Origin of the sequence: Amycolatopsis sp. (assembly GCF_036008905.1) — a bacterium.
In the GTDB taxonomy this organism is placed as follows: Bacteria; Actinomycetota; Actinomycetes; order Mycobacteriales; family Pseudonocardiaceae; genus Amycolatopsis.
The window spans coordinates 16,312-28,884 of record NZ_DASYMU010000149.1 but is presented as its reverse complement, the minus strand read 5'-3'; the positions used below and the strand labels follow the sequence as shown (position 1 = coordinate 28,884).

Below are 12,573 nucleotides of genomic sequence, written 5' to 3'. Positions count from 1 at the left end.
CTTGTCGCAGCGAGCCCAGCGAGTGACCGTGCCGGACGGCGAGTTCGACCTCCCCCTATGGCTTCCCAGCGCGCCCACGGGACCGGGATTGGTGCTGATCCAAGAGATCTACGGCCTCGACGGCTACCTGAAGTCGGTGGCTTCGGAACTGGCTTCGCTCGGCTACGTCGTGGCCGTCCCGGACCTGTTCTGGCGTGACGTCCCGAACTGGTCGTCCGGCCACGACGAGCGCGGGCTCGCGGCGTCGATGGACGTCGTCAGCCGGTTCGATCAGAAACTGGGCCTGTCGGACGTCCTCGCGTCGCTGCAGCACCTTCGCGGGTTGCCTGAGGTCGAGGGCGGCGCTGGTGTGTTCGGGTTCTGCCTCGGCGGTTCGCTCGCGTTCGAGGCGGCGGCGAAGTCGGATCCTGACGTCGCCGTGTCGTTCTACGGTTCGTCGGTGCCGGACGAGATCGGGCTGCTTCCCAAGGTCACCTGCCCGGTCCAGTTCCACTTCGGCGGGCAGGACCCGCACATCCCGCGGCCCCGTATCCAGCTGGTCGTCAACGCGGTCGCCGGTCATCCCGGCGCCGAGATCCACATCCAGGAACAGGCCGGGCACGCGTTCCACAACCATGTCGCGCCGATGTTCCACAACGCCGAAGCCGCGGCCGTGGCGTGGCGGCTGACGACGGGGTTCCTGGCAAGGACCTTGCCGACACCGGCCTAGGCACGTTTCAAGTACCTTCTTGTTATGGCCACCTTGGTGTCGTTCCACGCCCATCCCGACGACGAGTGCATCGCTTGCGGCGGAGTCATGCGCAAAGCCTTCGAAGAAGGCCACCGGGTGGTCCTCGTCGTCGCCACCCGCGGCGAAAACGGTGAAGTGCAGGAAGGTTTCCTCACCGCGGGCGAGGAACTCTGGGAGCGCCGGGTGGTCGAAACCCACGCGGCGGCCGAAATCCTGGGCGCGCAGCGCGTGGAGTTCCTCGGCTACGTCGACTCGGGGATGATAGGCGAGCCCGAAAACGACGTGCCGGGCTCGTTCTGGACGGCGTCGGTCGAGGAGGCCGCCGAAAAGCTGGCCGCGATCCTTCGCGAGGAGAACGCCGAAGTACTCACCATCTACGACGACAACGGCGGCTACGGCCACCCGGACCACATCCAGGTGCACCGCGTCGGCAAACGTGCCGCCGAGCTCGCCGGCACGCCGAGGGTCTACCAGAACACGATGAACCGCGACCATATGCAGCGCGGCTTCGAAGCGGCGGCCGCAGCGGGCCTCGTGAGCGAGGTCGAGATGCCGGACCCGAGTGAGAACTTCGGGAAGCCCGAATCGGAGATCACCGCCGCCGTCGACGTCTCGGCCTATCTCGGGCACAAGCGCAAGGCCATGCGCGCGCACGCCAGTCAGATCAGCGAGTCGTCGTTCTTCCTCGCGATGCCGGACGAGGCCTTCGCGTACACGTTCGGCACCGAGTGGTTCATCCGCGAGGGCCAGGGCCCCGGGATCACCGAAACCGACCTGATGGCAGGCCTTTAGCCGAGCGCCGCTGTCACGTCGAGTTCCACCAATTGGCCGGTGAATCGGGGGTGGCGTGCGGTTCGGGCGGGTTGAGCCGGTCGATGGTCATCCCGCCAGGTTTACGCGATGATCACCAGTGGTGCCAACGGTTTCGTTCGGGGAGGTCTCGTGCAGCGGACCATCGATTGGATGGACGGCTCGGTCGTCATCATCGACCAGTGCGCGTTGCCCGGGACCTACCGGACGCTGCGACTGGACACTGTTGACGAGCTGATCGACGCGATCGCCCGGCTTGCCATCCGTGGCGCTCCGGCGCTCGGGGCGGCGGGCGCGCTCGGCGTCGTGCTCGCGGCCCGTGCCGGTGGAGCTGTTTCGGAGGAAGCCGCGCGGGTGGCGAAAGCCCGGCCCACCGCGGTCAACCTCAGCTGGGGTGTCGCGCGGGCACTGGCGAAGTTACCCGAGGGTGTCGACGCCGTGCTGGCCGAAGCGCTCGAGATGCTGGACGAGGACGAACGGACCAATCGCGAGGCTTCGCGGCTCGCTTCGGAGGTCGTGCTGGACCTGTGCGGGCGGCGGCCACTGCGGTTGCTGACGCACTGCAACGCCGGACGGCTGGCGACAGTCGGCTGGGGCACGGCGTTGGGCGTGGTGTGGCATCTGCAAGCCGGCGGGTTCGTGGATTCGGTACTGGTGGACGAAACCCGGCCGCTGCTGCAGGGTGCGCGGCTGACCGCGTGGGAACTCGCCGAGGCCGGGATCCCGTACCGGGTGCTGCCCGACAACGCCGCTGCCGCCGCGATGTCCCGCGGTCTCGTGGACTGCGTCCTAGTCGGCGCGGACAGAATTGCCGCGAACGGCGATGTGGCCAACAAGATCGGCACTTACGGCCTGGCCATCGCCGCGCGGCACCACGGTATCCCGTTCGTCGTGGTCGCCCCACAGTCCACAGTGGACTACTCGATTCCCGGCGGCGGTTCCATCGTCATCGAGGAACGTTCCCCCGCCGAGGTCACCCATCTCGCCGGGGTCGCGATCGCACCTCCCGGTGCCGATGCGTTCAACCCGGCCTTCGACGTCACCCCCGCTTCCCTGGTCACCGCGCTGATCACCGAAACCGGCCCACATCCCGCTTGAGTGCGATCCATGCACGCGTGAGTGCGGTCTGTGGACGGGTTTTGTCACTCGATCGTGGGTATCGCGGCGTGTGACCTGCGGTTGGGTTTGTGACGGTGCGGATTGTGTCGGTGACGTTTGGTAGCTTCGAACGCATGATCGAAACTGAGTCACGAAGACCGAGCCCAGCGGGGTGGGATTTCTCCGCCCTGATCACGTTGACCGAAGGAGAACCTGACGAAGCTGCCACGCTTGCCTTGATTCACCGCGCCTCGCAGGCCCAAGCCCAACTGGAGGCGGTGCGGATGCGGATGCTGCATCGGTATTCCCGGCTGCACGGCGATGACCGGACCGCGCGGGATGAGCTGGCGTGTGTCGAGCGGGTGAGTACCGCGAAGGCGGGCAACGACCTGCGCCTGGCGGCGGCGTTGGCGACGCGGTTGCCGCAGACGGCCGCGGCGCTGGCCGCGGGGTCGGTGAACTATGACCAGGTGTCGCGGATCGCGCGGGCCACACGCGTGCTGTCTGCGGAGCACGCCCACGCGGTGGATGCGGCGGTGTTTCCGCTGGCGGCGGAGAAGACCGCGCGCCAGCTGGGGGAGTTTCTGCGCTGGATTATCGCGAAGATCGATCCGCGGGGTGCGGCGGATCGGGCGCGGAAACGCAGGGCCGGGCGCCGGGTGGCGGTGGAGCACGATCAGGACGAGATGTCGTGGGTGCGTGCTTATCTGTCGTCGGAGGATGCGCTGGCGATCGAGGAGCGGCTGGATCTGATCGCGCGGTCGGTGAAGGGCGCGGGGGGTGAGGTGCGGTCGATCGGGCAGTTGCGGGCTGATGCGATGCGGGATCTGCTGCTGGGGAAGTTTTCCAGCAAGGTGGTCACGCATGTGTATGTGGCGTGCAATGCGACGACGTTGCTGGGGTTGGATGATCTTCCGGGGACTGTGCGGGGGTACGGTCCGATTTCGGCGGAGAAGGTCCGCGAGCTCGGTTACCGGTTGAAAGCTCTCTGGTCGGGGGTGTTGGTGGATGAGAAGGGGTATGCCCAGCGGCTGGCGACGAAGAAGTATCGGCCGGGGGCGTTGTTGGCGGAGTTTGTGCGGTTGCGGGATCAGACGTGCACGTTCCCGGTGTGCATGAAACCGTCGCAGTTGTCGGATATTGATCATTTGGTGCCGTTCGACCAGGGTGGCGCGACGGATCACCGCAATTGTGGTCCGCGTTGTCGGTGTCATCATCTGGCGAAGCAGTCGGGGTTGTGGACGGTGACGCGTGGGGTGGATGGTGAGGACATTTGGTTGTCCACTGCCACCGGCGCCAGTTATGTCAATCGTGCTGAGCCGCTGATACCTGAAGTCGCCCTAAAAGTGGCCTCCTGAGTCAAACCACTAGCGAGCGATAAAACTCAAGATGCCGGGCGGCCGCGGCGGGCCAGGTGTATCGGGCGGCCAACGCCCGACCCGCTTCACGACGAGCATCAGGCTCGGCCAAGGCGGCGCGCAGCTCGCGGGCGAATCCCGTCGGGTCGGTAGCGAAGCGGGCTACCCCGCCGAAGACCTCTTGCAACACCGGGAGGTCTCGGGTCACCACGGGGATTCCCGCGGCCAGCGCCTCCATGGCGGCCATGCCGAATCCCTCCTTTGTGGACGGGAAAGCGAAGACACTCGCCGAGGCGAACAACGAAGGGAGCTCGTCATGCGCAACGGGGCCTAGGACAACGGGTTCCACACCCAGCTCCGCGGCACGCTTCTCCCACCGATCGCGGTAATCGCGGTAGTCGAACAGCGTTTCGCCGCCGGCGATGACCAGGCGCACGTCGGGGAGTTCCTCGCGCAGAAGGGCGTAGGCCTCCAGGAGGTCCATCGTGCCCTTGCGAGGCTCGATCCCGCCGACAGCCAGGACGAACCGGCCGAAAGGCCACGCACCTGGCAACGCCGCGGCGAACCTATCGGCGTCGACGCCATTGGGGATGACCGCCGGATGGATGCCCCAGCCGTCGGACACCTCACCGGCCACCGCCGCCGAGACGCAGAGGTGGGCGAACGGGCGGACGATCGCGCGTTCGTGGCAGGCCGCGAGTTCGGGGGTGGTGAACTGGTCGAGGTGGTGAATCGTGCGGACGCACCGGTCCACCGCGTTGGCGCTGATGCAGTCCTGGGCGTGGACGATGTCGAATTCGTCGGGGGTGAAGGCGTCGCGGAGTACGGCGATGGAACGGAGGATGCGTTCGCCGACGGTCTCTTCGCCGATGTCGGGGAACGGGACGACGGCCAGGCGCACGCGGGGGTCCACCGGACGGAAGAAGCCGGTGTCGCCGCCGCGGCTCAGGGTCCAGACCGTGACGTCTTGGCCCAGCTCAGCGAGCGCTTCAGCCAGGGCGAGGGTGTGGATCACGCCGCCGCGCGGTTTCGTCGAGTAGCTGAGCAGGGCGATCTTCATGACGCCCCTCGGTAGCTAGCGGGTTTCCGCTCTCCGAGGTGGTGTAGCACGCGCCTGGCGTTGTCGATCTCGGCCGCGACGTCGAGCTCGGCGACGGCGATGCCGGCCTTCGACCAGGTGCGCGCGAGGATCTCGCCGCCGGGGCCGACCACCTTGGCCTGCCCGAGGAAGCGCATGCCGCCCATCGCGCCCGTCTGGTTTGAGGACGCGAGGACGACCTGGTTCTCGGCGGCGCGGGCGCAGTCGTAGAGGTCGAACAGCCTCGACTGCCTGTCCTGCGCCATGCGCGGAGCCCGGTTGGTGATGCTGGTCGGCCAAGCCGAAAGGCAGGCCACGATCTCGGCACCGTCGACGGCCAGACTCCGCGCCGACTCGGGGAACGTCTTGTCGTAGTCGATCAGCATGCCGACGCGACCGGCCGGGGTGTCGAAAGCGGTGAACTCGTTGCCCGGCGCGTAGGCGATGCTCTCCCCCGGCGGCTGGTGGACCTTGCGGTGCCGCCCGAGGACACCGTCGCCGGTCACGCAGACAGCGGAGTTGTAGCGGTCTTCGCCCTCGGCCTCGCAGTAGCCGACGCAGACCACCATCTCCGCGGCCATCGCGGCGATCTTCCGCAGATGCGGCCCGTCGGGCTCCAACGCGGGTGGCAACGCCTCCGGGTCGGGATGGCGGAGGTCCGCGAGGTACCCGCCGAGCGCGGCGTCCGGCAGCACCAGCACCGACGCGCCTGCCTGCCGGGCGTGGTCGATCAGGGTCGCGATGCGCTGGAGGCCGAAGTCGAGATCACGGCCGAAATGTGCGGCGACCGCGGCGATTCGGATCAGGGTCATCCCACACCGACGGGATAGGCCTCGGGCCGGCGGTCGCGGAGGTGCGCCATGGACCGGCGGGCGGTCTCCAGAGCTTCACGCACATCGAGCTCGGCGACGGCCATGCCCTCGGCGACGCCGGTGTCGGCGAGGATCTCGCCGCCGGGGTCGACGATCTTGGCGCTGGAAACGAAGTTGAGGTCGCCGAACGTGCCGGACTGGTTCGCCGAGAGCCACACGATCTGGTTCTCCAGCGCCCTCGCGCGGTCGAACAGGTCGAAGCGCCGCTTCCAGCGGTCCTCCGCCAGGTCCGCGCTCGCGTTGGTCCGGCTGCCCGGCCAAGCGGACATGCACACGACGATCTCCGCGCCGCTCAACGCGAGCGCCCTGGCCGATTCGGGAAAAGCCTTGTCATAACAGATCATCATGCCCAACCGGCCGACCGGCGTGTCGAAGGCCTCGAAAAGCCCGCCGGCGCCGTAACTCGCGCTCTCGCGCAGCGGCTGGTGGACCTTGCGGTGGTGCCCGAGAATTCCGTCGCCCGTCACGCAGACCGCGCTGTTGTACAGAACCCCGCCGCCGTCTTCGCAGTAGCCGGCGGTGACGACCATGTCCCCGGCCAACGCGACGAGCCGCGCGATCTCAGGGCCGTCCAAAGTGAGCGCCGGCGGTCCTTCGGCACCACCGTCGAGGTTCGCCAGGTACCCGCCGAGACAGGCCTCGGGCAGCGCGAGCAGGCCGACACCTTCCGTCCGCGCCTCGGCGATCAGTTTCTCGATGCGCGCGAAGTCGCCATCGAGATCGCGGTCGAACGGCGCCGCGACGGCCGCCATCTTGAGCATGCTCATGAAGTCCCCAATCCCGTCACCCCAGCTTCGATCACCCGGGTCTGCTCGCCGTCCGGCCAGCGCAACCTCACTCCGTACCCGGTCACCAGTTCCCCGCAGTCGGCGCCCGCCGCGGGCCCGGCGTCAAGCGGGTTCCCCACGGTCAGCATCGCGAAACCGGGGAAGCAGGTGAACCAGTCGCCCACGGTGGCTCCCCTGGGTCGCGGCACCTTGCCGACGTCCAGCACCGCACCGCACCCGCTCGCTTCGGCCAGCATACCGAGCGTGCCGGCCAGGCCTGCCATCGAAACGTCCTTCGCCGCGTCAGGCCGGGCTCGGCCGACGGCGGAAAGCATCGCCCGTAATTCCACAGTGGACCGCGTACTGGTCGAATCCCATTGCCGACCGGTGTATCCCGGCCGCCAGCCGCCGCCGAGATCCGCGGTCAGCCGCACCCGTTGACCAGGTTTTCCGCCTCCGCCGGGTACCGGATTCGACGTCCGGCCCAATGCCGTGACAGCCAGGGACGCCGGGACACCGAACTGCGTGTGCCCACCGAGCACCGGCACGCCATACGCGACACTCGCCCGCCGCAACCCGGAAAGCACCCGGGACGCGAACGACTTGTCACGAGCGCCGAGCGCGTCGAGCAGGCCGATCGGCTCGGCCCCCATCGCGGCGAGGTCGTTCAAGTTGACCAGCACCGAGCACCAGCCCGCCCATTCCGGGTCGCGTTCGACCATGGACGGGATGATCGCGTCGCACGCCGCGATCAGGTCGCTGCCGGGCACCGGCACGCCGTCGTCACCGACGAACCCGGGCACGCCGGTCAGCCCGTGCAGCAACGAGCCGAGATCGCTCTTGGTCGCCTTGGCGAGTGCCGCAATCCGGCCAATTGGCCAGCGCATCAAGACATGCGGGCTGTCCGCGACCGTCACCGGCCGGATCGACACCCAGCCGAGCCGGGTGAACATCCGCTCGTTGCGAGCCTGCACGGTCGCCTCGAACCGCAGCACGCCCGCGGTTTCGGCATGCGCACAAGCCGCGCGCACCAGCGCCGCGCCGATACCCTGCCGGACGCCGTGGCGCACGACAAGTCGCCCACCCGACCACCAGCCCAAGTCCTCGCCGTTGTCGACGGGCCCGAGCCGGACACCGCCGAGCACGGTCCCGGCGGTATCGCGGGCGACCAGCACGATCGTGCGCGAATCGTCGTCGCGGTCGTCGAGATCGTGACCGTCGAACAGCCCTTGCCGCTCGACGAACGCCTCGGTCCGCAACGCTCGATACACCTCAAGCGCAGCGGTATCAGCCCGTTCGATGCGGAATTCGGGCTGTCGTGCCACGGAAACAGGGTCGCCGAGAATGGCGAGCACATCCGGGTTCATCTCAGCCCCCGGCCGTGTTCAGCACCGAGCACGCCCCGCACGCGGCACAACCCGCTTGCTGGTCCGCGCCGGTCATCCCCGCCGCGCGCAGCAACGCGGCCACCCGTCCGCTGACGTCCCGCACCAGCGCGGACGACGGCGCGACGGCTCCATCGCGACGGGCGAGGGTGCCCAGCATCGGCCGCATCGGCACGACGAACGGATACACGCCCCGATCGATCAGCCGACCCGCACCCGCAACGAGCTCATCGGCGTCCTCGCCGAGCCCGATGAGCAGATACGTCGACACCCGGTTCCGCCCGAAGACGCGCACAGCCTCGTCCCACGCGGCCTCGTACTCGGCCATCGGGACCGTCGACTTACCCGGCATCCACTTCCGCCGCACGCCTTCGTCCAAAGATTCGACGTGGATACCGACCGAAGTCGCCCCAGCGTCACGGAGGTCGTTCAACACCGAAAGCTCACCAGGCGGCTCGATCTGAACCTGGATCGGCAACCCGGGAACGGCTTCGAGCACCGCTTTGACACACCGCACCAGATGCCGCGCGCCGCGGTCGGGCCCCGAAGTGGTGCCCGTGGTCATCACCATCTGCCGGATCCCGTCGAGACGGACCGCCGCGGCCGCGACCTCGGCGAGCTGCGCCGGGGTCTTCGCCGCGACCGTCGACCCGGCACGCAGTGACTCTTCGATGGTGCAGAACCGGCATCGCTGGTCCTCGACGTACCGGATGCAGGTCTGCACCACGGTCGTGGCGAGGACGTCCTTGCCGTGCAACAGCGCGATCTTGTTGTACGGCACACCGTCGGCCGTCTTCAGGTCGTAGAACTTCGGCCTGCTGACGGGTTCCACGGAAAGCCCGAGATCGATGGTGCCGTTGAAGATCCGGCCGTCACGGACCGAATACGGGCTTTCCGGGTTGAGCGGCAGCGCCGCGTTGGCACCGTTGACGACCAGGTGACCGTCGTCGCTCGGTCCGGCGCCTTTGCTGCGCTGGACGGGTGCGTCCATCCGGACACCCCGCACCGCGATATCGGACCTGGCGGTGAGGATTTCTTCTTCGATGCCAACGCGCACGGTCTGCCTCCTCGTCTAGAACATGCTCAGAACATGTAGGTGGAGTTGATGACCGCGCCTTTGCGGGCGTAATGGATAAGGGCGTCCTGCACGTCCAGCGGGTGCGTGGGAATGACCCCTTCGATGAGGTCCTCCTCGCGGGCGCCGTGCAGCGAAAGACCGAAACGGCAGCAGTAGACCTTGCCGCCTTCGCTGATGAACGCCTTGAGCTGGTCGTTGATGTTGAGCTCGCCGGGGAACGCCGCGTTCCCCGTGGTCGGGAACCCGCGCGTGGCGAGGCAGTTCAGCGAGCCCGGGCCGTAGAAGTAGATCGCCGCCTCGAAGCCCTTCCGCAACGCCCTGGTCGCTTGCAGGATCGCCACGAAGCTCACCGACGATTCGTGCGCGATGCCGTGGACCAGGGTGAAGTAGCTTTCCCCGTTTTCGGCCTGGTAGTCGGGAAAGACCTTGGTACCGCCGTAAAGACTCGATCCCTGCGGCAGCGAGGGGTGCGGGATTTCGTCCAGGCTGGTCTTCTCGGTGTCGGTCAACTCGGCCATCAGTTGTTCCCTTTCTTCTTATCCGTAGAGCACGTCGAAAGTGCTCCGAAAAACCAGTGAGGAAAGCTCCCCGTCGCTCACCGCGGCGGCGAGCCGGGCTCGCTCGCCTTCGTGATCGCCCCACGGTTCGTCGGAGGCGAAGAGGATCCGGTCGTGCCCGATCCCGCGGCGGGAGATCTCGTCGACGAGCCAGCGCGGAGTGAAGCCGATCGCCCAGGAAAGGTCGGTGTAGACCTGTTTCCCGGCGGCGATCCAGTCGAAGAACCGGCCGCCGACAAGTTTGATGTGCCCGCTCATCCCGCCGCCGAAGTGGACGAGATGCAGCTTGACGTCGTCCGCGTACGCCTCGACGAGCTTGCCGACCTCGTCGATGTCCGACGCGGCGCCGGGTGAGGTGTGCACGTGGACGACCAGGCCGTACTGCCGGGCGGTCGCGAAGATCTTGTCCAGCTGCGGTTTGCACGCCGGGTCCCCGGCTTTGCCGCCGAGCAGGAAGCTCAGTTTCAACGCCTTGACGCCCGGCTCGCCCGCCAGCGCCAGCGCGGCATCGGTCAGGGCCGTGTCCTCGGGCCGGGGAGACACCCAAATCGCCGCGCGGATCCGGTCGTCCTTACCCGCGGCTTCGACGCACAACTCGTTGAAGGAGAACGCGATCGAGGGATCGGGGACGCCGTAGTTCGGTATCACCAGGGCTCGCTCAGTGCCCTCGCGGTCCATGTCGGCGAGCAGTTCGCCGATGGTCGCGCGGGAGCCGATCGCGGGCGCCACCGGTGGTCCGCCGTAGAACGGGAACGCCGGGAGGACACCGAGGTGCCGGTGGGCATCGAAGATCTTGTCGGCCATCATGCCACCGTCCGCGGGGCGACCCAGTCGTCATCGCTCGGGTAGGTGCTGTACGGAGTCCCGGCGAGCCAACGGATGTCGCCGTCGCTGTCGTTGCGGGCGGACTTGATCTGGCCCGCGAGGTACTCGGCGTCCACCGCGACACCGCAGAACCGGCCGGAGCCCCAGGTGTATTGCCAAGGCAGGCCGAGGAAGTAGAGCCCCTTGCAGCTGGTCACGCCTCGGCTGTGCGTCGGGTAGCCGCGGCCGTCGAACACCGGGACCTCGATCCAGCGGTGGTCACGGCCGAACCCGGTGCTCCAGATGACCGTCGAGATCCCGGCCAGGTCGAGTCCGTCGGGCTCGTCCTGCGGCTCCCACACCGGCACGTAGCGCTTTTCACCCGGCGCGTCGATCCCGCGAGAGGTGATGAACGCGTCGATCGAGTCCTTGATGCCCTCGCTGACGGCGTCGGCCGCGTCGAGGTTCTTGCGCAGGTCGGTGTCGAAGCCGAGCTTGGTGCCGCGGATGTCGGTGAGCCGGCCGTAGAGCCGCATGCCGTCGCGGGCGAACGCGCGGAGGTCGATGTCACGACCGCCGTCACGACCGGTGACGTAGTGGTTGGCCCGGAAGCGCACCGCGTCGGCATCGGCGAACTCGTCGATTCCCTTGCCGTAGTAGCCCATGTCGTCGAGCCACTGGACGACGTCCTTGCCGCGGTACCGGCGGGCGACACGCGGCGCGGAGCCGACGGCGAGGTGCACCTGACGTCCGGCGAGGTGCAGGTCTTCGGCGATCTGGCAGCCGGATTGGCCGGTGCCGACGACGAGCACGTCACCCGACGGGACCTGCTCGGGATTGCGATACTCGGACGAATGGAGCTGCGTAACGGATTCCGGCAGACGCTCGGCGATCCGCGGCTTGAGCGGGACCTGGTACGGCCCGGTCGCCATGACGACCTGGTCCGCGGTCAGTTCGCCCTGGGACGTCGAAACCCGGAAACCGCCGTCACTTTCCTGGCGCAGCCTGGTCGCCTCGACGCCTTCCACGAGCGGTACGTCGAACGAATTCACGTACTGCTCCAGGTACTCGACGATGTCGTCGCGCACCATGAACCCGTCGGGAGCCGAGCCCTGGTAAGGGAAACCGGGAAGCTGGCACTGCCAGTTCGGTGTCACCAGGCAGAAGGAGTCCCACCGCCGTGTCCGCCACTCGTGTCCGACCCGTTCGCGCTCCAGCACGACATGGTCGACGCCGTCGCGTGCCAGGCAGTGGCTCATCGACAGCCCCGCCTGGCCGCCGCCGATGACGACCACGGACCGGTGCTGCCCGTCGAGATCCTCGTTCATCGTTCGAATCCCTCCACGATCACTTCGGCGCCCGAGTCGCCGTACTTCCCTGCCTTGCCACGGATTTCCACCAGCTGGGCCGCCGCCTGCGAACAGGGGAACCCGTACCTCTCGCGCACCCGGTCCGAAGCGATCCCCAGAGCCGTCGTGCTGCGTTCGACGAACTCCCCGACCGAGTACGCTTGCCCCGCTTCGAAGAACTCCTCGACGATCAGGGATGGCGAATAGCACCGCTGGGTCGTACCGTCAGGCCAGCTGACCCGGAAATAGGTCTCAGGCACCGCGCCTCCAAGTCACCGGATCACTTCGTCTGCGATGCTCCAAGTGGACTAGGAGTTGATTTCCGTTGTGTTTCATCCGGAACAGCCCGGCGTTACTAAGACCTCACTGCGTAACGGCTCGGAGGCCCATCGCTTAACACGCAAAGCCCCGGAAATGACAGAAGCCCGCGCGTTCCGGCTGGAACACGCGGGCTTCTGGAACTGCGGTTTGTTAGGGCCTCGGCCCGATCTCGGTACCACCGTCGGACACCGAGATCGCCATCGCGGGACAGGAGTCCGCGACGTCGAGCAGGATCTCGTGCGGCTCCACTTCGGTGGCGACGGGAGTGGCGTGCTCACCGTCAAGCGAGAACCACTCGGGCGCCAGCGCCGCACACATGCCCGAACCGATACACGTGTGCTCGTCGACTTCGACCTGCCAGCTCAT

Annotated in this window: 14 protein-coding genes; 4 read left to right on the top strand and 10 right to left on the bottom strand. The window is 67.6% G+C overall.

Translation table 11 applies throughout. The annotated features are described in order from the left end of the window. Position 1 precedes the first annotated feature (1 nt). From VGP60_RS26100 to VGP60_RS26085, 4 genes are all read left to right on the top strand, one after another. Positions 2 to 709, top strand: a complete 708-nt coding sequence (locus VGP60_RS26100; RefSeq protein ID WP_327550736.1) for a dienelactone hydrolase family protein — start codon at positions 2 to 4, stop codon at positions 707 to 709. Between the two features lie 24 nt (positions 710 to 733). Then, complete coding sequence (locus tag VGP60_RS26095; RefSeq protein WP_327550735.1) at positions 734 to 1,522, top strand: PIG-L family deacetylase; 789 nt, start codon at positions 734 to 736, stop codon at positions 1,520 to 1,522. A 150-nt stretch (positions 1,523 to 1,672) separates the two neighbouring features. After that, complete coding sequence (gene mtnA, locus VGP60_RS26090) at positions 1,673 to 2,638, top strand: S-methyl-5-thioribose-1-phosphate isomerase (protein WP_327550767.1); 966 nt, start codon at positions 1,673 to 1,675, stop codon at positions 2,636 to 2,638. Positions 2,639 to 2,772: 134 nt separating this feature from the next. Beyond that, entirely contained in the window at positions 2,773 to 3,996 is a 1,224-nt protein-coding gene (locus tag VGP60_RS26085; RefSeq protein ID WP_327550734.1) for an HNH endonuclease, read from the top strand. Position 3,997: 1 nt separating this feature from the next. Here the strand turns inward: VGP60_RS26085 and VGP60_RS26080 are convergent, their stop codons facing one another. The 10 genes from VGP60_RS26080 to VGP60_RS26035 all read right to left on the bottom strand — a co-directional run bounded on the left by VGP60_RS26080 (position 3,998) and on the right by VGP60_RS26035 (position 12,573). Then, positions 3,998 to 5,056: an MSMEG_0565 family glycosyltransferase gene (locus VGP60_RS26080; RefSeq protein WP_327550733.1), complete on the bottom strand. Its 1,059-nt coding sequence runs from the start codon at positions 5,054 to 5,056 to the stop codon at positions 3,998 to 4,000. Beyond that, complete coding sequence (locus VGP60_RS26075; protein WP_327550732.1) at positions 5,053 to 5,886, bottom strand: carbon-nitrogen hydrolase family protein; 834 nt, start codon at positions 5,884 to 5,886, stop codon at positions 5,053 to 5,055. Before VGP60_RS26075 ends, VGP60_RS26080 begins: the two co-directional genes overlap by 4 nt. Next, positions 5,883 to 6,713, bottom strand: coding sequence for a carbon-nitrogen hydrolase family protein (locus VGP60_RS26070; RefSeq protein WP_327550731.1), 831 nt, complete (start codon positions 6,711 to 6,713; stop codon positions 5,883 to 5,885). The genes VGP60_RS26075 and VGP60_RS26070 overlap by 4 nt, the downstream gene beginning before the upstream one ends. After that, positions 6,710 to 8,038, bottom strand: coding sequence for an MSMEG_0567/sll0787 family protein (locus tag VGP60_RS26065; protein ID WP_327550730.1), 1,329 nt, complete (start codon positions 8,036 to 8,038; stop codon positions 6,710 to 6,712). Before VGP60_RS26065 ends, VGP60_RS26070 begins: the two co-directional genes overlap by 4 nt. 43 nt (positions 8,039 to 8,081) lie before the next feature. Next, a complete protein-coding gene (locus VGP60_RS26060; protein ID WP_327550729.1) occupies positions 8,082 to 9,155 on the bottom strand; it encodes an MSMEG_0568 family radical SAM protein in 1,074 nt (357 codons plus the stop codon). A 26-nt stretch (positions 9,156 to 9,181) separates the two neighbouring features. Then, positions 9,182 to 9,694: an MSMEG_0572/Sll0783 family nitrogen starvation response protein gene (locus tag VGP60_RS26055; RefSeq protein WP_327550728.1), complete on the bottom strand. Its 513-nt coding sequence runs from the start codon at positions 9,692 to 9,694 to the stop codon at positions 9,182 to 9,184. Positions 9,695 to 9,712: 18 nt separating this feature from the next. After that, positions 9,713 to 10,540, bottom strand: a complete 828-nt coding sequence (locus tag VGP60_RS26050) for an amidohydrolase family protein (RefSeq protein ID WP_327550727.1) — start codon at positions 10,538 to 10,540, stop codon at positions 9,713 to 9,715. Further along, on the bottom strand, positions 10,537 to 11,865 hold the full coding sequence (locus VGP60_RS26045; RefSeq protein ID WP_327550726.1) for an MSMEG_0569 family flavin-dependent oxidoreductase: 1,329 nt from the start codon (positions 11,863 to 11,865) through the stop codon (positions 10,537 to 10,539). Before VGP60_RS26045 ends, VGP60_RS26050 begins: the two co-directional genes overlap by 4 nt. Continuing rightward, positions 11,862 to 12,146 (bottom strand): MSMEG_0570 family nitrogen starvation response protein, encoded by a 285-nt coding sequence (locus VGP60_RS26040; protein ID WP_327550725.1) that lies wholly within the window; start codon positions 12,144 to 12,146, stop codon positions 11,862 to 11,864. Before VGP60_RS26040 ends, VGP60_RS26045 begins: the two co-directional genes overlap by 4 nt. Positions 12,147 to 12,357: 211 nt before the next feature. Continuing rightward, positions 12,358 to 12,573 carry a ferredoxin gene (locus tag VGP60_RS26035; RefSeq protein ID WP_327550724.1) on the bottom strand — a complete coding sequence of 72 codons (216 nt, stop codon included), beginning with the start codon at positions 12,571 to 12,573 and terminating at the stop codon, positions 12,358 to 12,360.

Bases quoted from the DNA above. Each gene is read 5' to 3' on its own strand.
- VGP60_RS26095 (WP_327550735.1), top strand. From the start codon at position 734: ATGGCCACCTTGGTGTCGTTCCACGCCCATCCCGACGACGAGTGCATC.
- VGP60_RS26075 (WP_327550732.1), bottom strand. From the start codon at position 5,886: ATGACCCTGATCCGAATCGCCGCGGTCGCCGCACATTTCGGCCGTGAT.
- VGP60_RS26055 (WP_327550728.1), bottom strand. From the start codon at position 9,694: ATGGCCGAGTTGACCGACACCGAGAAGACCAGCCTGGACGAAATCCCG.
- VGP60_RS26080 (WP_327550733.1), bottom strand. From the start codon at position 5,056: ATGAAGATCGCCCTGCTCAGCTACTCGACGAAACCGCGCGGCGGCGTG.
- VGP60_RS26085 (WP_327550734.1), top strand. From the start codon at position 2,773: ATGATCGAAACTGAGTCACGAAGACCGAGCCCAGCGGGGTGGGATTTC.
- VGP60_RS26045 (WP_327550726.1), bottom strand. From the start codon at position 11,865: ATGAACGAGGATCTCGACGGGCAGCACCGGTCCGTGGTCGTCATCGGC.
- VGP60_RS26070 (WP_327550731.1), bottom strand. From the start codon at position 6,713: ATGAGCATGCTCAAGATGGCGGCCGTCGCGGCGCCGTTCGACCGCGAT.
- VGP60_RS26035 (WP_327550724.1), bottom strand. From the start codon at position 12,573: ATGAGCTGGCAGGTCGAAGTCGACGAGCACACGTGTATCGGTTCGGGC.
- VGP60_RS26050 (WP_327550727.1), bottom strand. From the start codon at position 10,540: ATGATGGCCGACAAGATCTTCGATGCCCACCGGCACCTCGGTGTCCTC.